Source organism: Aeromicrobium changchenzhani, assembly GCF_057586615.1.
The window spans coordinates 2,068,699-2,090,209 of the sequence record NZ_CM172480.1; the positions used below are offsets into that span (position 1 = coordinate 2,068,699).

The following is a 21,511-nucleotide window of genomic DNA, read 5'->3' on the forward strand; positions in this document are numbered from 1 at the left end:
TGCGGAAACTTAGGCGCGCAGAGTGGCGCCGACGGCCTGATTTGCTGCGTTCACGGCGGCATCTCGGGCGGCCTTGATCTCGTCGTCCTTGAGTGTTCGATCGGGGGCCCGGAGTCGCAGCGCATATGCGAGCGACTTCTTGCTCGCGGGGAGTTGTTCGCCCGAATAGACATCGAACAGCCGCACCGACTCGATCAATTCGCTGGCGCTCGCCAACGCTGCAGCAACCGACCGAGACGTAACCGATTCATCGACCACCAGCGCGACATCCTCCTTCGCGACCGGGAACGTCGAGAACTTCGGTTTCGGACCGATACCCGGCGAAGCAGCAATAAGCGCATCAAGGTCGACTTCGGCGGCAACTGTACGAGTTGGAACACCAACCGATTTGATGACGTGCGGATGCAGTTCACCGGCATGACCGATGACCTGACCGTCGAGCAGAATTGCGGCACAGCGGCCGGGATGCCATGGCGCATAATCAGCGGCTTCGACGTCGATCTCGACCTGAAGGGCAGCCGCCAGACGGCGCACGATCTCAATCGCATCGGCCCACGAAACCTGTCGTCCCGGTCCGTTCCAGCCGGTACGAATACGTTCGCCAGCCATGACGACACCGACGTGGAAAGGCTGTTTCGGCAGCGCTGCATCCAGGGCGGCAATCTCGTCGACGCTCGGCCGGTGCTCGACACCATAGATTGGCGCGCAGACCAGTTCGGCCCGCGGGAGGAACACCCGTCCGGTCTCGACGATCGACACGTCCTGATGCCCGCGCCCAACGTTGAGCACGAGTGCCTTGAGCAGTCCGGGCAGCAACGTTGTTGTCATACCGGGCTGTTCGGCCGACAGCGGATTCTCCAGCATGACCTGGCGGCGACGTGGATCATCCTCGGTCAAGCCCAACCGGTCCCAGTCCGCCGGACCGGCGAACGGGAACGTCTTGACCTCTATGAGCCCGAGCCCGGCCAAGACATGACCGGCACGACGGCGCAGGCGCTGCGGCGCTGCGAGCCCCCGCCCGGCAGGTGCTTGCGGTAACACCGATGGCACCAAGTCGTAGCCGACGACACGAAGCACTTCTTCGACCAAGTCGTAAGGTTCGGTGAGGTCGGAACGCCACGACGGCGGAACAACGGTCAACGCCGAACCATCCGTCGTAACCGTGCAGCCATTTGCCTCGAGCGCCGCGACGGCAGTGGCCTGATCGATGCCCACCCCAGTGATGCGCGCCGGCAGCGCGGCATCGATCGTAATGGTCGGTGGGTTCGGTGGGACTCCAACCACGGTCGTGGCAGAGTCAATTTGACCACCGCCGAACTCGACCAGCAATTCGGCGACTCGACGAACCGCCCGAGCCGCAAGGTGCGGATCGACGCCCCGTTCGAAGCGTTTGGAAGCCTCCGACGGCAACTTATGAATCCGCGCTGAACGAGCGATCGTCGCGGCGTCAAAATTGGCTGACTCGATGACGATGTCGGTCGTATTGTCATCGATCTCAATGTCCTCACCGCCCATAACCCCGGCTAGGCTGATGATCTTGCTCTCATCGGTGATCACCAGATCATCACTCGACAAGGTGCGCATGACGCTGTCCAACGTCTCAAACTGTTCGCCCGCACTCGCGCGCCGGACGATGATCGAGCCATCGAGTTTGGCGCGATCGTAGGCATGGTTGGGCTGTCCGAGTTCGAGCATCACGTAGTTGCTGACGTCAACGGCGAGCCCAATCGAGCGCATACCAGCCAGTTCGATGCGTTGGGCCATCCAGCGCGGAGTGCTTCGCAACGGGTCAAATCCGGTAACCGCCATCATCGCGAACACCGGGCAACCGGTGGGATCGTCGACCCGCACCGGATAGCCACCAGCATCACTAATCGGCGTCAGGTCTGCTGGATCAGTGAAGTCGACGCCATAACCCATCGCGGCATCGCGGGCCACTCCACGCATCGACAACGCATAGGCACGATCCGGATTGACCTCAAGATCGAGCACTTCGTGGCCAAGCCCGAGCAGCTCGATTGCATCGTCGCCAGGAGTGGCCGAGCCAGCTTCGAGCACGATGATGCCGTCAGCATCGCTCGAGATGCCAAGCTCGGAACCAGAGCAAATCATGCCGTCGGACACGTGGCCGTAGGTCTTACGAGCCGAAATTTTGCCATTGGGAATGAACTTCGCGAGTGCGGGAAGCACCGTGCCCGGCAGGGACACGACCACAAGATCGCCTTCGACAAAGTTATGCGCGCCGCAGACGATGCCGCGTCCGGCTGGCACATCACCTTCAGCTGTGTCATTGTGATCCGCGCCGACGTCGACCCGACACCAATTGATCGTCTTACCGTTCTTCTGCGGCTCCTTGACCAGAGTCAGGACTCGACCGACAGTCAGGGGGCCGCTGATGCCCGAGCTGATGATCTCCTCGAGCTTGAGGTCCAGCATCGTCAAGCGATCGGCCAACGTCTCAGTCGTGAGTTCGGCGGGCAGATCAACATATTCGCGCAACCATTCAACTGGAACGCGCATTACAGTTCAACTCCAAACGGCTGGGTGAAGCGGATGTCACCGTCGGTGAGATCGCGCAGGTCGGCGATGTCGTAGCGGCCGGTGATCGTACGGTCGAGCCCGATGCCGAAGGCGAATCCCGAATAGCGTTCCGGGTCCACCCCACAGGCGATGAGGACCCGCGGATTGACGACCCCGCAGCCGCCCCATTCGACCCAACCCTCACCGCGACAGGTGCGGCACGTGGCCACCTCGCCGGATTCGTTGTGACATACATAGCAGAGCAAGTCCATCTCGGCGCTCGGCTCGGTGAACGGAAAATATGACGGCCGGAATCGAGTGGTCATCTCCGGCCCGTAAATCGCACGCGCAAAGTGGTCAAGGGTGCCCTTAAGATGCGCCATCGTCAGGCCCTCATCGATCGCCAGACCCTCCAACTGGTGAAACACCGGAGAGTGGGTCGCATCGAGCTCATCGGTGCGGAACACCCGCCCGGGGACCACGACGTAGATCGGCGGTTCCTGCGAGAGCATCGTACGGGCCTGGACCGGCGACGTATGCGTGCGCAGGACTAGCGCGGCCTTTTCGGGCGTGACCCAGAACGTGTCTTGCATCGTGCGGGCCGGATGGTCTGGGCCGAGATTGAGCGCATCAAAGTTGAGCCATTCAGCTTCGACTTCGGGGCCTTCGGCGACTTCCCAACCCATCGCGATGAAGATGTCGGCGACGGTCTCCTGGATTGTTGTCAGCGGGTGTCGAGCGCCAACCGGCTCGCCGTCCCACGGCAACGTGACATCGACAGCTTCCTCGACCAAGGCCCGTAGTTCGTGCTCGGCCTCGAGGATCGCGGACCGTTCAGCCAGCGCCTTATTGATCGCGCCACGTGCCTGACCGACGCGCATTCCTGCTTCTTTGCGGGCCTGCGGCGGCAATGCGCCGATCTCTCGATTGGCGAGTCCGATCGGCGATCGGTCACCCGCGTGATCGTGGCGCACCTGCAAGAGATCGTCGGGCGATTCGGCCGCAGCAATCGCGACAAGGGCCGCCGTACGCATACGTTCGACCTCGTCGGTATGCAGCGGGGTGACCTCGACCGGATCGTAGTCATTGTTGGGGGCCGACATGTTAGCCCTTTCTCAGCGGTTGTGCAGGCAAGACAGGTGGGTGACGAAGCAAGTCTAGGAGGCGGACACAGCGACCGTTTCAGTCGGTCAGTCCGGCCGGTTCATTGATCGGCAGCCACACGAGTATGTTGGCACCGCCGCCGTCGCTATCAGTGATGTGGACCGTGCCGCCGTGCTCATCCACGATTCCCTTGACGATGTACATGCCGAGTCCGCTGCCCGCGCCCGGGCCTGACCGCCAGAAGCGGCTGAAGACCCTTTCGCGTTCGGCAAGCGGTATGCCCGGCCCATTGTCATGGATCTCGAGCGAGACACCGTGACCGCATCCTGGCGGTTCGGTCCGCTGGACCACGACCGTTTTGAGACCGTTGCCGTGCCGCAACGCATTTTCGATCAGATTGGTGATGACTTGGATAAGCCGATCTGAATCACCCCAGATGAGCGGCACGTCTTCGCGGATTGTCAGATCGAAGGGATGGCCGCTGCCGGCGGAGACATTCGTGAGCACTCGCCGCACCAATTCATCGAGATGCACGGGACCACGACGAAGCGTCAGCCGACCGGCGTCGATCCGCGCGGCATCGAGTAGTTCGGTGATCAGCCGCGTCAGTCGATCAGCGTCTGCGTCGACGGTCTCAAGCATGAATTGGCGTTGTTCGTCGGAGAATTTGTCCCATTTTGTGAGCAGCGTCGAGGAGAATCCTTTAATACCGGTAAGCGGTGAGCGCAGTTCGTGTGCAACGGTCGCAACGAGATCTGATCGCTCGCGGTCACGTCGATTGCGCACACGGGTCGATCGCATCGACACGATCATGCGTTGGACCGGGCCGAGCGGTTCAGCGCGGACCAGTGCCGCGGTCACTAGGTATTCATTACCGCGGGGTGACCACCATGACTGCTCGGAGATACGTGTTCGGGTCATCAGGCCGCCGAACGGGTCCATGCTTTCGAACCACATATTGCCGTTGAGGTCACCAAATGGCATGGCATCACGGATGTGTCGGCCGATGATCAAATTCTCCGGCACTCGGGCCATCCGGATTAACGACTTGTTAGCGCCCTCGACGATCCCGTCAGCGTTGACCACGAGGATCCCGTCGGGGTGAAGCTGTAGGTCGGGGTCCATAGGATGAATTTAGCGTGTTCGGTGTGCGCGGGCCGAGGCGTACAAACACACAGCCGCAGCCGTTGCGAGGTTGAGGCTCTCCGCACGACCGAAAATCGGGATCGACACACTGTGATCGGCCAGTGCCGCCACGTCATCGGGTAGACCCCAGGCTTCATTGCCCAGAAGCCACGCGGTCGGGCCAGCGAGCACATCCTCATCGGAGAATAGGTCGACTGCTCCCCCGCCGTCGGCGGCCAGCACGGTCAGCCCCGCCGCCTTCAACTGATCGGTGACGTCCTCGGTCTGGCCGCCGATGACCAGAGGCAGATGGAACACGCTGCCGACACTCGCGCGGACGGCCTTGGGATTGAACGGGTCGACGCTGTGGCCGGTGAAAATGACCGCGTCAGCACCGGCCGCATCGGCGCAGCGTATGACAGTGCCAGCGTTGCCGGGGTCACGGATGTCGGCGCAGATCACCACCAGACGAAGTGGCGCGGCGACGATGTTGTCCACGGTCGTGTCGACGAAGGCGCACCGCGCCACGATGCCCTGCGGGTGGACCGTGTCGGCGACGACTTCAAGCGCGCGCTCATCGACGTAGTGGACTGGCACATTGGTTGTGAGTAGGTCGCGATGACGTTCGGCCGCCACATCGGTCACGAAGATCTCGCGGACGACATCGTCGATCCGCAGTGCCTCACGGACCGCCTGGGGCCCTTCGGCAAGAAACTCGCGGTGCTGCATACGAAACGAGCGCGTGGCGAGCCTCGACGCATACTTGACCTTGGCAGATCTAGTAGTCAGCCCGTCGGGCTGGTCGGGACTCGCCACGCGAATCGTTGTCTTGTCTTCAGCTCAGTGACTGCGGATCAGACCGCAGCGTTGTCCTTGGGCGCGTTGACGTCCGCGGGCAGATTGGCTTTGCTCACCGCAACGAGCGCCGAGAACGCGGCCGGCTCGGTGATTGCGAGATCGGCGAGCTGCTTGCGATCAACCTCGACACCAGCGGCTTTGAGACCCTGGATGAAACGGTTGTAGGTCATGCCCTCGGCACGAACTGCCGCATTGATGCGCTGGATCCACAGGCGACGGAAATCGCCCTTTTTGGCCTTGCGATCGCGGTACGAGTAGACGAACGAGTGAGTGACCTGCTCCTTGGCCTTACGGTAAAGGCGCGAGCGCTGGCCACGGTAGCCGGCGGCGCGCTCGAGAATTACCCGGCGCTTCTTTTGTGCGTTAACAGACCGCTTGACGCGTGCCATCTGATTCTCCTTCTAAGTCAGGGGTTGGATGCGGCTCGGGTCAGAGACCGAGCATCTTCTTCACGCGGGGAACGTCGGCCTTGGCAACATCAGTAGTGCCAGCGAGCCGGCGGGTACGTGTCGAGGACTTGTACTCCAACAGGTGACGGCGGTTGGTCTGTTCACGGCGAAGCTTCCCTCGGCCGGTGATCTTGACGCGCTTCTTCATGCCCGAGTGGGGCTTGAACTTCGGCATTATGCCTCCATGTCTGGGTCGAGGTTTTCGGAGCGACGCTTAGGTTTCTTGGGCGTCGCGGAGTTGTGTTCGGCTTCACGATGCGCCTTGTCGGCCGCACTGTCAGCTTCACGTTCAGCGGCGAGGACAGTGGCTGCCTTCACCTTTTCGGCCTTGACTTCGGCCTGGGCTTCGGACTTCTTCTTCAACGGGCCGAGGACGAGGGTCATGTTGCGACCATCCTGGCGCGCATTGGATTCGATGAAGCCAAGATCTTCAACATCTGCAGCGAGGCGCTGCAGCAACCGGTATCCCAATTCGGGGCGGTGCTGTTCGCGGCCACGGAACATAATCGTGATCTTGACTTTGTCGCCGGCTTTCAGGAAGCGCACGACGTGACCCTTTTTGGTCTCGTAGTCGTGTGCGTCGATCTTCGGCCGCAACTTCATTTCTTTGATGACAGTATTGGTCTGGTTGCGGCGCGATTCACGTTCCTTCTGCGCGGCTTCGTACTTGTACTTGCCGTAGTCCATCAGCCGGCACACAGGCGGTCGAGCGGTTGCCGCGACCTCGACGAGGTCAAGATCGGCTTCTTCGGCGAGACGCAAAGCGTCTTCGATACGTACGATGCCGACCTGTTCTCCGTTAGGACCAACGAGTCGCACTTCTGGCACACGAATCCGCTCGTTGACACGCAAATCTGTGGTGATGGGTCCTCCAAGGGTTGAAACGTCTGGGCTGGGACCACATGAAAAAAGTGGCCTCCGTATGAAACGGGGCCACCAACGGCGTGACCCGCAACAGCGACTCACGTCTTCACGACCGGCAAACGCACTGCCAATCACTTACCCCACGGTCAAAAACCGAGCAGGTGGGAGGTGGACCTCCACTTCGTAATCAAGAATAGCAGCGTTGCGGGTGATTTCCGAAATCGCCGCGCGCAGGCGGGGTCAGGACGTCAGCCAAGCCGGGCCGGCAGCGGACTGAACCAGCCGGTGCCTTGCAGCCAGATGTGTGAGGTCATCGGTTTCAACAACGGTGAAATGCGGGCTACCTAGGTCCAGCAGGAGCGCTGTGGCATCTTCATCGAGTGCAGCCCGGGCGGCGTCATGGCCGAAGATCGGGACCGGCCGCGAGTCCGGATCCCAGGCCTGCATCGCAGCCACCGAGCTAAACGCCAGCAATGCCTTCCGACCGTCGGCGCCGGTCATGAACACGGCCGCCATATCGGCATCCTTGTCCCCATCGGCCGGAACCTCACCGAGCAGAGCGATCACCGGGACAAACACACGCACAGTGCACAACGCGCCGATGATCTCGGAACTGTCGTCTATGCCCTCGACGGCGTCGATCGCCAACTGCAGTACGGGGTCGATGCGACCGTCATCGCCGGGGAAGGCCGGCGCGGCCAGAACGCGCTCGTGCTTCATTTGATCCGCTTGTGGATCTGCGCGATCGCATTCCGTGCAGACGGCCCGTCGCTGCCCTGGATCGCGAATAAGATGACTCGTTCATCGTCCTTGAGCACGAGCGTCGGCCACGGTGCACCCGAGTTCATGGCAATGCCTTTGATCTGTGTCCACTCGATGTGGTGCCGCTTGTAGCCGTTGAGGATGTCGAGGCCGTCGTCATTAGCATCAACATAGCTGCGCGCGACACCATGCAAACCGATGAAGACAGCGACAAGCATTGCCACGAACGTGGCCCACTCGAACCAGCTGAAGCCGGTGGTGTCCCGCAGTGCAACGCCGATAACAACAGTCAATACCGTGATCACAACGATCGAACCGTAGGCGATAATTCGCGGTCCAACCGGCCGGAAGATCATCAGATCCTGCAAGCAAGAATGTCGGTGACCAGAGTGCCGCGGGCGCCAAGCTCCCACAGATCATCCATGATGCGCTGGGCGGAATCACGCGGCACCATCGAGCGTACGGCGACCCACCCTTTGCGATGCAGCGGCGACACCGTCGGCGATTCGATTCCGGGCGTCACGGCAATTGCCTGCTCGACGAGTTCAGCTCGAATGTCATAATCCATCATGACGTAGTTGCGGGCGACAATGACACTGTCGAGGCGTCGTTTGAACACTTCGAAGCCCTTGGGGTTCGAAGCACCGCGGCGCGTGATCAGGACCGATTCCGAGGCCAGAATCGGGTCACCGAACACTTCAAGATCGGCCTGACGGAGGGTGCTGCCGGTTTCCACGACATCGGCGATCGCATCGGCAACACCGAGCCGGATCGAGGATTCGACCGCTCCGTCGAGGCGTACGACGCTTGCGTCGATCCCCCGCTCGGCCAAATAGCCGCCGAGGATGCCGTCATACGAGGTCGCAATGCGCTTGCCCTGGAGATCTTCGATCGTATTCATCGTGCCGATCGGCGCCGCGAAGCGGAATGTCGATACGCCGAAGCCGAGCGCGATCGACTCATCGGCCTCCGCCCGCGAGTCAAGCAAAAGATCGCGACCGGTGATACCGACATCGAGCGTGCCGGCGCCAACATAAATTGCGATGTCACGGGGACGAAGATAGAAGAACTCAACGCCGTTCTCAGCGTCGAGCATGACCAGATCGCGGGCGTTGCGACGTTGCCGATAGCCAGCCTCGGCGAGCATTTGGGCCGCTGCTTCAGACAATGCACCTTTATTGGGTACCGCTATTTTTAGCATGATTCCTCAGTTCCGTCAGGGAGACTCTTTTGACCTACGGGGCGAAGGCACGGATGACCCTTGCGGGCCACCCGTCACAGATGCGCGTAAACGTCGTCGAGCGTGATCCCTTTGGCCAACATCATGACTTGTACGTGGTAAAGCAACTGGCTGAGTTCTTCGGCGGTACGGGCATTGCCTTCGTACTCGGCAGCCATCCACGCCTCGGCGGCCTCTTCAACGATCTTCTTGCCGATCGTGTGCACGCCAGCGTCAAGCTCGGCGACAGTGCGCGAGCCCTCGGGGCGATTTGCCGCCTTATCGGACAACTCGGCGAACAGCTGATCAAAAGTCTTCATCGAGCACAAGACTATCGGGTCACTCTACGGAGAAATTCTTGAGTCGTTCGAGTTGTGCCCAATGTCGCGCGATGCGCTGGCGACCCTCCATCGTCAGCGACACGCTGGTGTTGGGCTTCTTACGCACAAAGGCCTTTTTGACCGTTATAAGACCGCCGCTATCAAGCTTAGAGAGGTGACTCGACAAATTACCTTTGCTCAACCCGGTCACCCGCTGCAGGAACAGGAAGTCGGCCGATTTCACCGACGTCAGAACCGTCAGAATCGCGAGGCGTCCCGGTTCGTGGATCAACCGGTCAAGGATGAGGTCTCCCTCATCTGATGGCCTGGTGACCTCAGTCATTTTCATCGGCCACCGGGTGAGACCGGGCCAAGGCCAGGTGATCCATCAGGCCACAGACGATCATCGCGGTGCCGATCGGCAACCAAGCCACTGCCGTTCGTTGATCGAGCGAGCCCCACATCGGGATCAGCCCGAGGACCAACAGTGCGCCCCAGATCAGAAAGTGATGTGCTCTCAAACCGATCGAGACGGCATACCAACCGAACATCGAGGCGGCCGTAGCGATCACAAAAATGCTGATCGCCCCGTCGACACCAAGATCGATGATGAGCCCGACGAGTGCTCCCAACCAGAACAGCGCATTGAGTCCGACGTTGTCGAGCATGCGGCTGAAGGTAAGGGTGGCTCGGCCATATTGACGGTCGTAGTAGCGATTGACATACGCGATCGTTATGAACACCCCGAGGATCGCCACAACGAAGAACCAGTCGCGGTCGAAGGGTGCCCAACCAAGACCGCCCAGACCGATAATGACGAAAAACAGGCCGCCGGGCACTTCCACCAATCCGCGGAAGTTGGTGGCCCGTATTGCGGCCGATTCGAGTGTCTTGCGGTCCATAGTTCCCCCTCAAACTAGTTTGCGCTGCAAACCTATCAACCGTCTCGATTGGCGTCAACCAGTTTGTCGTACAAACCTTTTGCATTCGGCTCTGCAACCGCTGGGCGGACGACTACAGGTTCAGGCGCGGAGATCGTTGAGAATCAACCACGTCGACAACGCCGCCTCAGCAGCTTCTCGGCCCTTGTCCTCTTTGCTGCCGGGCAACCCGGAACGGTCGAGTGCCTGCTCATCGTTGTCGGTCGTCAACAGCCCAAAGCCGACTGGTACGCCGGTGTCGAGCGCGACTCGAGTCAGGCCATCGGTCGCAGCGGCCGAGACATACTCAAAGTGCGGGGTTCCGCCGCGGATAATGACACCGAGTGCGATGACCGCGTCGAAGCCAGCATTTGCATGGGCCTGCGCGACGATCGACAACTCGAATGATCCGGGCACGCGTACGAGGGTGATGTCATCGACGTTGGCGTCGACGAGCGCGCGTTGCGCACCGGCGATCAGCCCGTCCATCACTTCGGTGTGCCAACTGGACGCGACAATGACGACCTTCGCACCGCGGGCATCGAGCGTCAGCGCCGGCGCTCCTGCGCCGCTCATGCTGGCACCTCAGACGACCCCGCGCCCAAATGCGGCAGGTCGTGGCCCATGCGCGCAGCTTTCGTCTGCAGGTAGCGCAGGCTATCGGCGGTCGGCGCAATCTCCAGGGGTAACCGTTCGATGACCTTGACCCCGTATTGCTCGAGCGCCTCTGTCTTGTGGGGATTGTTAGTCAGCAGCCGCACCGAGGTGACGCCGAGGTCGCGCAGGATCTGTGCGCCCGCGGCATAGTCACGCTCGTCCTCGCCGAAACCGAGTTCGAGGTTTGCATCGACGGTGTCACGCCCCTGATCCTGCAAACTGTAGGCCTGAAGTTTGTGCAGCAGGCCGATTCCACGGCCTTCATGGCCGCGCAGGTAGATGATGATGCCGGCACCCTCCGACGTGACGGCGGCCATCGACGCGGTGAGTTGCGGTCCGCAATCACAGCGCTGCGAGCCAAGAACATCCCCGGTCAGGCATTCCGAATGCAATCGGGTGAGCGCACTGTCGGCTCCCGGGTCGCCATAGACAAGTGCAATATGTTCGTTGCCGTCGATGCGATCACGGAATCCGTATGCCTTGAACTCGCCGAACTCAGTTGGCAATTTCGTCTCGGCGAGCCGATCCACCTGACTCTCATGCAGGCGGCGATAAATCTGCAGATCCTCGATCGAGACGAGCGCAATCCCATGTTCGTCGGCGAACTCGCGGAGCTCTGGAGCGCGCTTCAGCGTGCCGTCATCGTTGATGACCTCACCGATGACGCCGGTCGGTGACAATCCCGCAAGACGAGCAAAGTCGACCGCGGCTTCGGTGTGCCCGCCGCGCTCAAGGACTCCCCCGGGCTTGGCGCGCAGCGGCAGGATGTGGCCGGGCTGAACCAGCTCGAAAGGTTCGGTCGCCGAATCGGCGAGAACACGACACGTCCGCGCGCGGTCATGTGCCGAGATGCCGGTTGTGATGCCATCACGCGAGTCGATCGAGATCGTGTAAGCCGTCCGCATCTTCTCCCGGTTGTGCGGCGTCATCAGCGGAAGGCTGAGCCGGTCGAGAATTTCACCGGTCGATGGTGCGCAGACCAATCCGCTGGAATAGCGGACCAGAAAAGCCATGAGTTCGGGCGTTGCTCGGCTCGCGGCGAAGATGATGTCGCCCTCGTTTTCACGGTCTTCGTCATCGACGACAACGATCGCTTTGCCAGCACGGATATCCGCAATGGCACGTTCAATACTGTCAAGACGCACGGTCATCCGCGGTCTCCTTCCTGCTTGACCAAGCGTGGTGCGATAAGCCGCTCCACATACTTGGCGAGAATGTCGACCTCGAGGTTGACGCGATCCCCCGACACTTTGGCGCCGAGTGTTGTCGCTTCGAGGGTGGTGGGAATAAGTGAGACCGAGAACCAAGGTTCGGGCGAATCGACAACGTCGACGACGGTAAGCGAGATGCCATCGACCGTGACCGAACCCTTGGCGACCAAATATTTGGCCAGCTCAGGGGCGAGGCCGATGCGTACAACTTCCCAGTGCTCGCTCGGCGTGCGATCAAGAATGTGTCCGGTGCCATCAACGTGACCTTGTACGACATGGCCACCGAGCCGAGCGCCGGCCGGCATCGCGCGTTCAAGGTTGACCTGATCGCCGACCGCCAGATCGCCCAGAATCGTACGATCAAGCGACTCCTTCATGACATCGGCATCGAATGTTGTCTCGGTCTGCCCCATCACGGTCAGGCAGCATCCACTCACCGCGATCGAATCACCATGATGAGCATCCGAAACGGCGAGCGGGCCACGGATCGTGATCCTGATCGAGTCACCAAGTTCAGCGATCGACTCGACCCGGCCCAATTCTTCGATGATTCCGGTGAACATCAGCTGAAGTCCTCTCGTGGTGCACGCAGTGGCGTGCCGATCAGTCGAATGTCGTTGCCGATGCGGTCGATGCTGGTCAGATCGATCGGCCGCAGGTCGGCCAGCGTGGTCGATTCGGTCTTGAGCGCAGCAAGTCCAGCACCCAGAAACGCGGGCGCCACATAACCAATAACGCGATCGATCAGTCCGGCATTCCAGAACGCGCCAGCAAGACGGGGACCGCCCTCGAGCCATACGTGGCGGATCTCGCGTTCGGCGAGTTGTTTCAGCACTGTCTGCGGATCACGGGACTGGATCAGCAGGGTCGGCGCGGCGGTGTCGAAGACGCGGTAGTGGCGCGGTATGACCGACTCGCCGACCACGACGCGCAAGGGCTGCGATTCATAGGGCAGCGGGTTGTCCTCAGCATCACGGACGGTTAGCCGCGGGTCGTCCGCCAGTACCGACCCGGTTCCAACCGCGATCGCATCGACACCGGCGCGGAAGGTCTGGACGTCTCGGCGCGCTTCGGGCCCGGTAATCCATTTGCTGCTGCCGTCGGATGCTGCACTTAGCCCGTCAAGCGTCGCTGCGTACTTCCAGGTCACAAATGGCCGACCGGTGGTGATCGCGTGAGTCCACTCAACGTTGATCGCCGCTGCGGCTTCGGTCAGCACATCGGCTTCGACGTCTATTCCGGCCTGCCGAAGGGTGTCGGCGCCACCGGCGGCCTTCCCATTTGGGTCGCGCTGGGCATAGACGACGCGGGTGACGCCGGCTGCAATCAAGGCTCGTGAACACGGCCCGGTCCGGCCCGTGTGATTGCAGGGTTCAAGGGTCACCACTGCGATGGCTCCCGCGGCGCCCGCGCCAGCTTGGTTGAGCGCATCGATTTCCGCATGGGGGGTGCCAGCACCGCGGTGGACACCAATCGCAATCGTTTGTCCGGACGAATCGAGCAGGACACAACCGACGCGAGGATTCGGGAACGTAGCAACGATCGAACCGGCGGCGTCGATCGCGCGGCGCATCGCGTCGTGTTCGATCGTGGTTGCCATCAGGGTCGGCCTCCGGGTCAGGGCGCGCATGCCCCGGGGCCTCAGCCGTCGCGTCGCAGGGTGGCGGCACTACGGCTGCGTGCACCTCCCATCCGGACTTTCACCGTCGGTGCTGGAGTTTCACCAGCTCAACTGCGACCACCGAAGTGGCTGCAGGTCGCGGACTATAACCGCCGGCTCGGAATTACACCGACCCCGGAGCACGCGAGCGCATTGCTTTGCTCGTGCTTCAATCTTAGCCCAGACAGGAATGTTGCTGGGCCTGTGCCCGCAACTGGCCGATCATGTCATCAGGCACATCGGCGCCAAACACTGCCGATCCGGCCACGAACACGTCCGCTCCAGCGTCGGCGCAGCGGTCGATTGTCTCAAGCGAGACTCCCCCGTCGACCTGCAACCAGATGTCGCCGCCGACCTTGTCGAGCAGTTCGCGCGTACGTCGAATCTTCGGCAGACACAGGTCGAGGAATTTTTGGCCACCGAAGCCGGGCTCGACGGTCATGATCAGCACCATGTCGAGTTCGGGCAGCAGGTCCTCATACGGTTCGATGGGCGTGGCCGGCTTGAGTGCCATACCAGCGCGGGCGTGTTTGGCCCGAATTTCGCGAGCGAGACGTACGGGCGCATGCGCCGCCTCGACGTGGAATGTCACGCTCGTCGCGCCAGCCTCAACGAAGGCCGGGGCCCACCGATCGGGGTCTTCGATCATGAGGTGGGCATCGATCGGCTGCTCGGCCACCTTCGCGAGCGCGGCCATGACATCAGCGCCCAGCGTCAGGTTGGGGACGAAATGATTGTCCATCACGTCAACATGGAGCCAGTCGGCGCTCCCAATGCGTTTGGCCTCGGCCTCGAGGTTGGCGAAGTCGGCCGACAACATACTCGGCGAGATCTGAATTCCCATGCCGCAGAGTCTAATCAGCCGCGCTCACGCACGAGCGGTGGCTCAGCAACCCATCGCGCTGAGGGGCGGTGGATCAGCAACCTCATCACCATCGAGTTAGGTTGCTCAGACACCTCCTACTGAGGCGGTCAGGCAGATTTGGTCAGTATGGTCCAGAACATGGCGTCGGTGCCATCTCGATGCGGCCACAGGTTGACCGGATCAGCGGCGGACACATCCGGTCGCTCAGCCAGGACTGCAGCCACGACACCGCGCGTTTCGGCAAGATGCGGCGAGCAGGTCGCATAACAAACCACTCCGCCAGGGCGTATGAGGTCCAGCGCGCTGCGCAGCAGGTCGCTCTGGAGTGGGACCAGCTGATCAAGATCGGTTGGTTGACGTCGCCAGCGTGCTTCGGGCCGGCGACGCAATGCGCCAAGGCCGGTGCACGGCGCATCGACCAACACGCGATCGAAGCTGGCCATGGGCCACGGACCAGCCCGGCCGTCCTCGATCGTGACCGAGGTGTTGCTCAGTTGACGCAATGATTGTGCAACCAGCTCGGCCCGATGCGGCTGAACCTCATTCGCCACGAGCATCGCGCCACGCTGGGCGGCCAACGCCCCCAGCAGCGCGGCCTTGCCACCGGGGCCCGCACACAGGTCGAGCCAACGCTGGTCGGGTCCGTCAAGCGGCGCTTCCGCTAATGCGATTGCGACGAGTTGAGAGCCTTCATCCTGCACGCCAGCACGGCCTTCGGTGATCGCCGGGATCGCGCCCGGATCACCAGAATCCAAATATCGTGCATACGGCGACCGGCGGCCTGGCTCACCAGGAAGTTCAGTTGGATCGCACAGCCCTGGACGAGCCACCAAGGTAACCTTGGGCGACTCATTCTGGGCGGCCAACAGGTGCTCGGTCTCGGCCCAGTCGCCGTCGAGCGCAGCGTTGAGCGCCTCAATGATCCACACCGGATGCGAGTAGGTGATCGACAGCGCTTCGATCCGCGAGCGGCCACGCGTCACCTTGGCCAGCCACGTCTCAAGATCGCTCTGTGAGATCCGGCGGAGCACCGCGTTGGCGAAGTGGACCGGTTTGTGGCCGATCTCCGAGCGCACGAGATCGACGCTGGAAGATACTGCGGCATGCGCAGGGACCCGCATCGACAAAATCTGGTGGGCACCCAGTCGGAGAACGTCAAGTACGGCCGGATCAACCGTCGCGATGCCCTTGCTGACGGCAACGTTGATGATTGCGTCGTAAGTTCCGCGGCGGCGGAGCGTTCCGTGTGTGAGTTCGGTGGCGAAGGCCGCATCCCGTCCCTCGATCCGCCGCTCCCGCAACAGCGCGGGCAGCAGCAGATTGACGTAGGAATCGCGCTCTTCGACCGCACGCAGTACATCAAATGCGGCAATGCGTACCGGATCCTTCATTCGAACCGCTCAGTTCCGTCGAGTTTGGCCCCACGTGCCCAGTCGGCCGCGATCATCTGCTTTTTGCCGGTCGGTTGAACCAATTGGAGGATCACATCAGTCGTGCCGGTGCCAACGCGCACTTCGTTCTTGCCCGCCAAGATCTGGCCAGGTTCAAGCGTGTTTTCCTCGCAGGTGCCAATCGGGCCAAGTTTGAATCGATCGCCGGCAAGCGTCGTCCAGGCTCCGGGCGCCGGCGTGCAGCCACGGATCTGCCGATCGAGTGCGAAAGAGGGCCGCGTCCAGTCGACATGCCCGTCCTGCGCTGTCAGTTTCGACGCGTATGACGTGCCGTCCTCGGGTTGCGAGAGCGCCGAAATGTCTTCGTCCTCAATGTGGTCGAGGACATCGGTGAGCAGGCCGGCCCCTGCCTCAGCAAGTCGTTGGAGCAGGTCGCCGGCAGTGTCGGTGTCGAGAATCCGCTCGGTGAGATGACCCAGGACCGGTCCCGCGTCCAGTTCCTCGACCAGACTGAACACGCAGGCACCGGTGACCTCATCGCCAGCCATGATCGAACGCTGCACGGGAGCGGCACCGCGCCAGGCGGGCAGGATCGAGAAATGTAGGTTGACCCAACCCCATTCAGGCAGGTCGAGCGCTTCGCGCCGGATCATCGCACCGTAGGCAACAACCGGGCAGCAGGCTGGCTCGAGCTCACGCAGCCGGGCCAGGAACGCGGGGTCAGATGCAGACTCAGGTTTGAGCACTTCGATGCCGAGTTCGGCGGCCCGCTTGGCGACCGGCGAGGCCACCAGGGTGCGCCCGCGCCCAGCTGGCGCATCGGGGCGGGTGACCACAGCCACCACATCGTGTCGGCTCTCGACCAGCGCATTCAATGCCGGCACAGCAACTTCGGGCGTACCCGCAAAGACCAATCTCACGTCCCGAGTCTAGGGCCCCGTGTGACCGACGGTCGCTGGCACCTCACAGGATCAAGGGGTCGATCTGAACTCGTGGGATAGGGGCCTTGGCGGCACTGCATTCGGACTGCAACTCCTTGAGCGCGGCCGCAAGCAGCCGTCCCTGTGCTCGGGGCGTGCGCAGGATCAGCCGTTCACGGGCGGGATCGTCACCGCGGCCGGGCAGTGGGACCGGTCCGAGCACTTCAGCCGGCCACGGTCGCGCTGAGAGCGCTGCAATCAGGCCGGGGTCAGCCTCAAGCGTCCCGATCCGTGCTGCTGGCGGCATATGCGTTTCGATTCGTTCTGCAAGTTCGCGGCGTGCGAAGCCGACCGGGTCGGTACGAACCAGTGCTTGAAGCGGCGCGGCATCGCCGACGACGATTCCGCTACCACCGGGGGCAGCCAGCGCCAGAGCGTTGAACCAGCGCCGGTGGGCTTCCTCGACGACGCGCAACTCAGGTCGTCCGAGCATCAGCCAGGTATCGAGCAGAACGACGACTGAGTAGCCACCCTCGGCCCAGGGTTCAGCCCCGGGTGTGGCTAGAACGATCGATCGTTCGGCCGGCACTGTTGACCTGATCGTCGCGCCACCGGAGGTGATGACCTGGTGATCAGGAAACGCCTGTGCCACTTCCTCGGCCGTGCGCAAGGTGCCAACCACCGGAGCTCGAAGTTGCCGACATTGGCAGTGCGGACACTCCCACTGCTCGACGCGAGTCGAACACCAGCGGCATACCGGCGCGGCATCGGCAGAATGTTGAGCCAGCGGGCCGTGACAGTGCAGGCACTCGGCCCTGGCCCGGCATTGCTGGCACGCCAAGGCAGCCCGATAACCCCGCCGCGGAACCTGAATCAGCACCGGTCCGGTCGAGGCCCGGATCGCCGTAAACACGGCCCGCGGCAACCTCGCCGGCGCACCGCCAGCAACCGAACCGTCGGTAATCTCGATTCGTGGCCAGGCTGCACGTCGGGCTGGCTGCGTCGCGGACAACTCCCGGCACCAACCCGAATCGACGAGTTGCTGAGCCTCTGCTGTGCGGGCATGTCCGGCAATGAGCACACCGGCGTCGACGGCGAGCGCACGCGTCAACAGGACTTCACGAGCGTGTGGGTAGGGCGCCCGCAACTCCGCATGCAGATCATCACCGTCGTCCCAGATCACCGTCATGCCGAGATCATGGACGGGAGCGAAGGCCGCGGCACGCGTGCCAATGACTGCTTTGACGGTGCCCCGCGAGAGTGCCAAGAACGAGCGATAACGCTCGGCTGGCCCTTGAGAAGCGTGCAGGATCACATGCCGAGAATCGCCAAGAACTGCGCGAAACTCATGATCAAGCCGCTCGGCATCGGTCGCATCTGGAACGCACACGATGATGCCACGGCCGCTCGCAAGGGTCGCGGCCGCAACCTGTGCAATCGCTGTCAATGCGCCGGCACCCGGCAATGCCGCCCAGCAGGCCCGCGGTGACTCCCCGGCCGCCACTGCGGCGAGATAGCTTGCGCTGGCCTCGTATGCGCCCCAAACATCATCGTCGACCTCGATCACATCCTGGACAGGTTCAATCTGCACACCTTCGGCATCGCCGAGCGCACCTGGCGGCTTCATTTCGGTCCGGGCGTGCCGGGGCGGGACCGCGAGCCGGAGGACATCGGCGAGGGTGCCCGCATAACGGTCAGCGACCGATCTGGCGGCGGTCAGCACATCGGGACGAAGGACCGGCTCGGCCGACACGACTTTAGCTAGCGGCGCGAGAGTGCCAGTGTGACCGCTGTGTTCGACGCGTTCGATGAGATAGCCCCCGACCAACTTGCCAGCGAAGCGCACCTTGACCCGACAACCCGGCTGCGCGTCGGTGTCGAGGGTGAGCGGAACGGCATAATCGAAAAGCCGGTCAAGGTGCGGCAGCGGCATATCGACCGCCACGCGCGCGATCGGGCACTCGGTGGCCAATGGAACAGATTGGCGGGTCGGTTTGGGCCTGACAGCAACAGTCCGTGGCGGAGCGATCAACTCGAGTTGCTCGGCTCCCCCGGTATCGGTCATAGGGCAGTTCTATCAGCCAGCCCCGACATACCGATCCTGCCATCGCGAGTGGCGCAAAAACGACGCCGAGTGGCGCAGGAATGACAGAAAATCAACCGAAATCCGTCATTCTTGCGCCACTCGGCGGTAGGGGTCAGGACTTGATCGCGGCCTTGAGTGCTTCCGCGCGATCGGTGCGCTCCCAGGTGAATTCCTCGAGTTCGCGGCCGAAGTGACCGTATGCGGCAGTCTTGGCGTAGATCGGGCGCAGCAGGTCAAGGTCACGGACGATCGCGCCGGGACGCAGATCGAACACCTCAAGGACAGCTGCGCGAATCGCGTCGACTGGAACCGATTCGGTGCCGAACGTCTCGACGTAGAAACCGACCGGGTGGGCCTTGCCGATCGCATAAGCGACCTGGACCTCGGCCTTGCGGGCAAGTCCGGCCGCCACGATGTTCTTGGCCACCCAACGCATCGCATAAGCACCCGAGCGGTCAACCTTCGACGGGTCCTTGCCCGAGAATGCGCCACCACCATGGCGCGCGTAGCCGCCGTAGGTGTCGACGATGATCTTGCGCCCGGTCAGCCCGGCATCGCCCATCGGTCCGCCGATGACGAACTTGCCGGTGGGGTTGACGTGCAGGTTGTAGCCGCTGCTGTCGATGTCGTAGTTGGCCAGAACCGCATCAACAACGTGCTTCTTAATATCGGCGGTCAGTTGGCTTTCCAGATCGATGCCCTCTTCATGCTGGCTTGATACGACCACCGTTTCAACGCGTATCGGCATGTCGTCATCGTCATATTCGATCGTGACCTGGGTCTTGCCGTCCGGACGAAGGTAAGCCAAGGTGCCGTTCTTGCGCACTTCAGTCAATTTTTCGGCCAACCGGTGTGCGATCGTGATCGGCAGCGGCATGAGTTCGGCGGTTTCATCGTTGGCATAGCCAAACATGATGCCCTGATCGCCAGCGCCCTGGAGGTCGAGCGGGTCGACCGAACCGTCGGACCGGGTTTCCTCGGCGTTGTTGACGCCCTGGGCGATGTCGGGGCTTTGCGCATCAAGCGTCACCTGGACCGCGCAGGATTCACCATCGAAACCCTTCGTCGAGGAGTCGTAGCCGATCTCCAACACACGATCGCGGGCGATCCGTGCAATATCGACGTATGCCTCGGTCGTGACCTCGCCACCGACAAGGACTAGCCCGGTCGTTACAAACGTCTCGCAGGCGACACGGCTGGCGGGATCTTGAGCCAGCAGAGCATCAAGCACGCTGTCACTTATCTGATCGGCAATTTTGTCCGGATGACCTTCGGTGACCGACTCGGACGTGAAGAAGCGACTCACATTTACTCCTGGGTTGACTATCGACTAACTCTATAACGCGCAACAAGCAAAAAGGTGACTAGTCCAACCAGTGGGAAACTGCGTCCCAGATGGCATGGCCCAAGGCGACCTTGGGTCCGAAGGGCACAGTTTCGACCGACCCATCGGCGCCAAGGATGACCGCTTCGTTGTCCAGTTGCCCGAAAGCACGGCCGGAACTGACATCGTTGACGACAAGCAGATCGCAACCTTTACGAGTCATTTTGTCGCGTGCGTGTTCGATGACCGAGGCCTGCGCATCGCCGGTTTCGGCTGCAAACCCTACGATCACGGGACGTTTTTGCGTACGAGAGGCAACCAATTCGGCCAAAATATCGGGGTTTTCGACGAGTTTAATGTCCGGCGCGATGCCGTCAGCCGACTTCTTGATCTTCGCATCGGCGAACGTGGCCGGCCGGAAATCAGCCGGCGCGGCCGCCATGACAATTACATCGGCTTCGGGCGCCAATTGATGTATCGCCTGACGCAATTCTTCGGTCGTCACAACCGTGACGAGGTCGATGCCCGCCGGCGCCGGGAGCGTCACATTGGCAGCCACAACAGTGACCGTCGCGCCGCGCGCGACCGCGGCCTCGGCGAGCGCGAATCCCTGCCGGCCGGAGGAGCGATTGCCCAAAAATCTGACCGGATCGAGATATTCACGCGTGCCGCCAGCGGAGATGACCACTCGGCGACCGATCAAATCTTGCGGTCTCGGGTTGAGGAGCTCCGTGGCGAGTTCGAAAATCGCCTGCGGATCAGGGAACCGCCCCTTGCCGGTGTCGGCCCCCGTCAGCCGGCCAACCGCAGGTTCGACGACAACATGCCCGCGCACACGCAGGATGGCCACATTGGCCTGGGTCGCAGCGTTCTCCCACATCTCGGTATGCATCGCAGGGACGAAGACGACCGGGCAACGTGCGGTCAGCAAAGTATTGGTTAACAGATCATCGGCAAGGCCATGGGCAGCACGCGCCAATGTATTGGCGGTTGCGGGAGCCACCACGATCAGCTCGGCGGCTTGCCCGATGCGTACGTGGGCCACCTCATGGACGTGTTCGAACACCCCGGTCTGCACCGGCTTGCCCGAGAGCGCTTCCCACGTCGCGGCGCCGACAAATTTCAGCGACGCCGCGGTGGGCACAACGCGAACGCTGTGGCCGGACTCGGTGAAGAGCCGGAGCAACTCGGCGGCCTTGTATGAGGCAATTCCGCCGGTGACGCCAAGAACTATTTCACTCATGACTTGTGCTCAC

General features: G+C 62.1%; 23 protein-coding genes and 1 riboswitch. All 23 genes read right to left on the reverse strand.

Annotated features, from left to right (window positions below; genetic code table 11):
• Window positions 1–9: 9 nt before the first annotated feature.
• The gene (gene pheT / locus AC2YB9_RS10500) at window positions 10–2,520 is read right to left on the reverse strand and encodes a phenylalanine--tRNA ligase subunit beta (RefSeq protein WP_487265290.1); all 2,511 of its coding nucleotides are present in this window, start codon (window positions 2,518–2,520) and stop codon (window positions 10–12) included.
• On the reverse strand, window positions 2,520–3,623 hold the full coding sequence (pheS, locus tag AC2YB9_RS10505) for a phenylalanine--tRNA ligase subunit alpha (protein WP_487265291.1): 1,104 nt from the start codon (window positions 3,621–3,623) through the stop codon (window positions 2,520–2,522). Before pheS ends, pheT begins: the two co-directional genes overlap by 1 nt.
• Window positions 3,624–3,702: 79 nt before the next feature.
• The gene (locus tag AC2YB9_RS10510) at window positions 3,703–4,749 is read right to left on the reverse strand and encodes a sensor histidine kinase (RefSeq protein ID WP_487265292.1); all 1,047 of its coding nucleotides are present in this window, start codon (window positions 4,747–4,749) and stop codon (window positions 3,703–3,705) included.
• Window positions 4,750–4,758: 9 nt separating this feature from the next.
• Window positions 4,759–5,565 carry a TrmH family RNA methyltransferase gene (locus tag AC2YB9_RS10515; protein ID WP_487265293.1) on the reverse strand — a complete coding sequence of 269 codons (807 nt, stop codon included), beginning with the start codon at window positions 5,563–5,565 and terminating at the stop codon, window positions 4,759–4,761.
• 38 nt (window positions 5,566–5,603) lie between these two features.
• A complete protein-coding gene (rplT, locus tag AC2YB9_RS10520; protein WP_487265294.1) occupies window positions 5,604–5,996 on the reverse strand; it encodes a 50S ribosomal protein L20 in 393 nt (130 codons plus the stop codon).
• 40 nt (window positions 5,997–6,036) lie between these two features.
• On the reverse strand, window positions 6,037–6,231 hold the full coding sequence (gene rpmI, locus AC2YB9_RS10525; protein WP_487265295.1) for a 50S ribosomal protein L35: 195 nt from the start codon (window positions 6,229–6,231) through the stop codon (window positions 6,037–6,039).
• Window positions 6,231–6,884: a translation initiation factor IF-3 gene (gene infC, locus AC2YB9_RS10530; protein ID WP_487265296.1), complete on the reverse strand. Its 654-nt coding sequence runs from the start codon at window positions 6,882–6,884 to the stop codon at window positions 6,231–6,233. Before infC ends, rpmI begins: the two co-directional genes overlap by 1 nt.
• 276 nt (window positions 6,885–7,160) lie before the next feature.
• A complete protein-coding gene (locus AC2YB9_RS10535; RefSeq protein WP_487265297.1) occupies window positions 7,161–7,640 on the reverse strand; it encodes an SseB family protein in 480 nt (159 codons plus the stop codon).
• The gene (locus AC2YB9_RS10540; protein WP_487265298.1) at window positions 7,637–8,038 is read right to left on the reverse strand and encodes a PH domain-containing protein; all 402 of its coding nucleotides are present in this window, start codon (window positions 8,036–8,038) and stop codon (window positions 7,637–7,639) included. Before AC2YB9_RS10540 ends, AC2YB9_RS10535 begins: the two co-directional genes overlap by 4 nt.
• Window positions 8,038–8,883, reverse strand: a complete 846-nt coding sequence (gene hisG, locus AC2YB9_RS10545; protein WP_487265299.1) for an ATP phosphoribosyltransferase — start codon at window positions 8,881–8,883, stop codon at window positions 8,038–8,040. Before hisG ends, AC2YB9_RS10540 begins: the two co-directional genes overlap by 1 nt.
• A gap of 74 nt (window positions 8,884–8,957) precedes the next feature.
• Complete coding sequence (locus AC2YB9_RS10550; RefSeq protein ID WP_487265300.1) at window positions 8,958–9,221, reverse strand: phosphoribosyl-ATP diphosphatase; 264 nt, start codon at window positions 9,219–9,221, stop codon at window positions 8,958–8,960.
• 19 nt (window positions 9,222–9,240) lie between these two features.
• Entirely contained in the window at window positions 9,241–9,564 is a 324-nt protein-coding gene (locus AC2YB9_RS10555) for a transcriptional regulator (protein WP_487265301.1), read from the reverse strand.
• Window positions 9,557–10,123, reverse strand: a complete 567-nt coding sequence (locus AC2YB9_RS10560) for a hypothetical protein (RefSeq protein WP_487265302.1) — start codon at window positions 10,121–10,123, stop codon at window positions 9,557–9,559. The genes AC2YB9_RS10555 and AC2YB9_RS10560 overlap by 8 nt, the downstream gene beginning before the upstream one ends.
• Before the next feature lie 120 nt (window positions 10,124–10,243).
• Window positions 10,244–10,717, reverse strand: a complete 474-nt coding sequence (gene ribH / locus AC2YB9_RS10565; RefSeq protein WP_487265303.1) for a 6,7-dimethyl-8-ribityllumazine synthase — start codon at window positions 10,715–10,717, stop codon at window positions 10,244–10,246.
• Window positions 10,714–11,949, reverse strand: coding sequence for a bifunctional 3,4-dihydroxy-2-butanone-4-phosphate synthase/GTP cyclohydrolase II (locus AC2YB9_RS10570; RefSeq protein WP_487265304.1), 1,236 nt, complete (start codon window positions 11,947–11,949; stop codon window positions 10,714–10,716). Before AC2YB9_RS10570 ends, ribH begins: the two co-directional genes overlap by 4 nt.
• Window positions 11,946–12,572 carry a riboflavin synthase gene (locus tag AC2YB9_RS10575; protein WP_487265305.1) on the reverse strand — a complete coding sequence of 209 codons (627 nt, stop codon included), beginning with the start codon at window positions 12,570–12,572 and terminating at the stop codon, window positions 11,946–11,948. The genes AC2YB9_RS10570 and AC2YB9_RS10575 overlap by 4 nt, the downstream gene beginning before the upstream one ends.
• A complete protein-coding gene (gene ribD / locus AC2YB9_RS10580) occupies window positions 12,572–13,609 on the reverse strand; it encodes a bifunctional diaminohydroxyphosphoribosylaminopyrimidine deaminase/5-amino-6-(5-phosphoribosylamino)uracil reductase RibD (protein ID WP_487265306.1) in 1,038 nt (345 codons plus the stop codon). The genes AC2YB9_RS10575 and ribD overlap by 1 nt, the downstream gene beginning before the upstream one ends.
• 76 nt (window positions 13,610–13,685) lie before the next feature.
• Window positions 13,686–13,816, reverse strand: a riboswitch (FMN riboswitch).
• Window positions 13,817–13,844: 28 nt separating this feature from the next.
• Window positions 13,845–14,513 carry a ribulose-phosphate 3-epimerase gene (gene rpe / locus AC2YB9_RS10585; RefSeq protein ID WP_487265307.1) on the reverse strand — a complete coding sequence of 223 codons (669 nt, stop codon included), beginning with the start codon at window positions 14,511–14,513 and terminating at the stop codon, window positions 13,845–13,847.
• 128 nt (window positions 14,514–14,641) lie between these two features.
• A complete protein-coding gene (locus AC2YB9_RS10590) occupies window positions 14,642–15,925 on the reverse strand; it encodes an RsmB/NOP family class I SAM-dependent RNA methyltransferase (protein ID WP_487265308.1) in 1,284 nt (427 codons plus the stop codon).
• Complete coding sequence (gene fmt, locus AC2YB9_RS10595; RefSeq protein WP_487265309.1) at window positions 15,922–16,845, reverse strand: methionyl-tRNA formyltransferase; 924 nt, start codon at window positions 16,843–16,845, stop codon at window positions 15,922–15,924. Before fmt ends, AC2YB9_RS10590 begins: the two co-directional genes overlap by 4 nt.
• Window positions 16,846–16,888: 43 nt before the next feature.
• On the reverse strand, window positions 16,889–18,910 hold the full coding sequence (locus tag AC2YB9_RS10600) for a primosomal protein N' (RefSeq protein WP_487265310.1): 2,022 nt from the start codon (window positions 18,908–18,910) through the stop codon (window positions 16,889–16,891).
• 133 nt (window positions 18,911–19,043) lie between these two features.
• Window positions 19,044–20,237: a methionine adenosyltransferase gene (gene metK, locus AC2YB9_RS10605; RefSeq protein ID WP_487265311.1), complete on the reverse strand. Its 1,194-nt coding sequence runs from the start codon at window positions 20,235–20,237 to the stop codon at window positions 19,044–19,046.
• Between the two features lie 58 nt (window positions 20,238–20,295).
• On the reverse strand, window positions 20,296–21,498 hold the full coding sequence (gene coaBC / locus AC2YB9_RS10610; RefSeq protein ID WP_487265312.1) for a bifunctional phosphopantothenoylcysteine decarboxylase/phosphopantothenate--cysteine ligase CoaBC: 1,203 nt from the start codon (window positions 21,496–21,498) through the stop codon (window positions 20,296–20,298).
• Between the last annotated feature and the right edge of the window lie 13 nt (window positions 21,499–21,511).

Bases quoted from the DNA above. Each gene is read 5' to 3' on its own strand.
- AC2YB9_RS10560 (WP_487265302.1), bottom strand. From the start codon at position 10,123: ATGGACCGCAAGACACTCGAATCGGCCGCAATACGGGCCACCAACTTC.
- AC2YB9_RS10570 (WP_487265304.1), bottom strand. From the start codon at position 11,949: ATGACCGTGCGTCTTGACAGTATTGAACGTGCCATTGCGGATATCCGT.
- ribH (WP_487265303.1), bottom strand. From the start codon at position 10,717: ATGAGCGGCGCAGGAGCGCCGGCGCTGACGCTCGATGCCCGCGGTGCG.
- pheT (WP_487265290.1), bottom strand. From the start codon at position 2,520: ATGCGCGTTCCAGTTGAATGGTTGCGCGAATATGTTGATCTGCCCGCC.
- AC2YB9_RS10555 (WP_487265301.1), bottom strand. From the start codon at position 9,564: ATGACTGAGGTCACCAGGCCATCAGATGAGGGAGACCTCATCCTTGAC.
- pheS (WP_487265291.1), bottom strand. From the start codon at position 3,623: ATGTCGGCCCCCAACAATGACTACGATCCGGTCGAGGTCACCCCGCTG.
- hisG (WP_487265299.1), bottom strand. From the start codon at position 8,883: ATGCTAAAAATAGCGGTACCCAATAAAGGTGCATTGTCTGAAGCAGCG.
- AC2YB9_RS10535 (WP_487265297.1), bottom strand. From the start codon at position 7,640: ATGAAGCACGAGCGCGTTCTGGCCGCGCCGGCCTTCCCCGGCGATGAC.
- AC2YB9_RS10575 (WP_487265305.1), bottom strand. From the start codon at position 12,572: ATGTTCACCGGAATCATCGAAGAATTGGGCCGGGTCGAGTCGATCGCT.
- AC2YB9_RS10540 (WP_487265298.1), bottom strand. From the start codon at position 8,038: ATGATCTTCCGGCCGGTTGGACCGCGAATTATCGCCTACGGTTCGATC.
- AC2YB9_RS10550 (WP_487265300.1), bottom strand. From the start codon at position 9,221: ATGAAGACTTTTGATCAGCTGTTCGCCGAGTTGTCCGATAAGGCGGCA.
- AC2YB9_RS10510 (WP_487265292.1), bottom strand. From the start codon at position 4,749: ATGGACCCCGACCTACAGCTTCACCCCGACGGGATCCTCGTGGTCAAC.
- rplT (WP_487265294.1), bottom strand. From the start codon at position 5,996: ATGGCACGCGTCAAGCGGTCTGTTAACGCACAAAAGAAGCGCCGGGTA.
- ribD (WP_487265306.1), bottom strand. From the start codon at position 13,609: ATGGCAACCACGATCGAACACGACGCGATGCGCCGCGCGATCGACGCC.
- rpe (WP_487265307.1), bottom strand. From the start codon at position 14,513: ATGGGAATTCAGATCTCGCCGAGTATGTTGTCGGCCGACTTCGCCAAC.
- coaBC (WP_487265312.1), bottom strand. From the start codon at position 21,498: ATGAGTGAAATAGTTCTTGGCGTCACCGGCGGAATTGCCTCATACAAG.
- AC2YB9_RS10590 (WP_487265308.1), bottom strand. From the start codon at position 15,925: ATGAAGGATCCGGTACGCATTGCCGCATTTGATGTACTGCGTGCGGTC.
- rpmI (WP_487265295.1), bottom strand. From the start codon at position 6,231: ATGCCGAAGTTCAAGCCCCACTCGGGCATGAAGAAGCGCGTCAAGATC.
- AC2YB9_RS10600 (WP_487265310.1), bottom strand. From the start codon at position 18,910: ATGACCGATACCGGGGGAGCCGAGCAACTCGAGTTGATCGCTCCGCCA.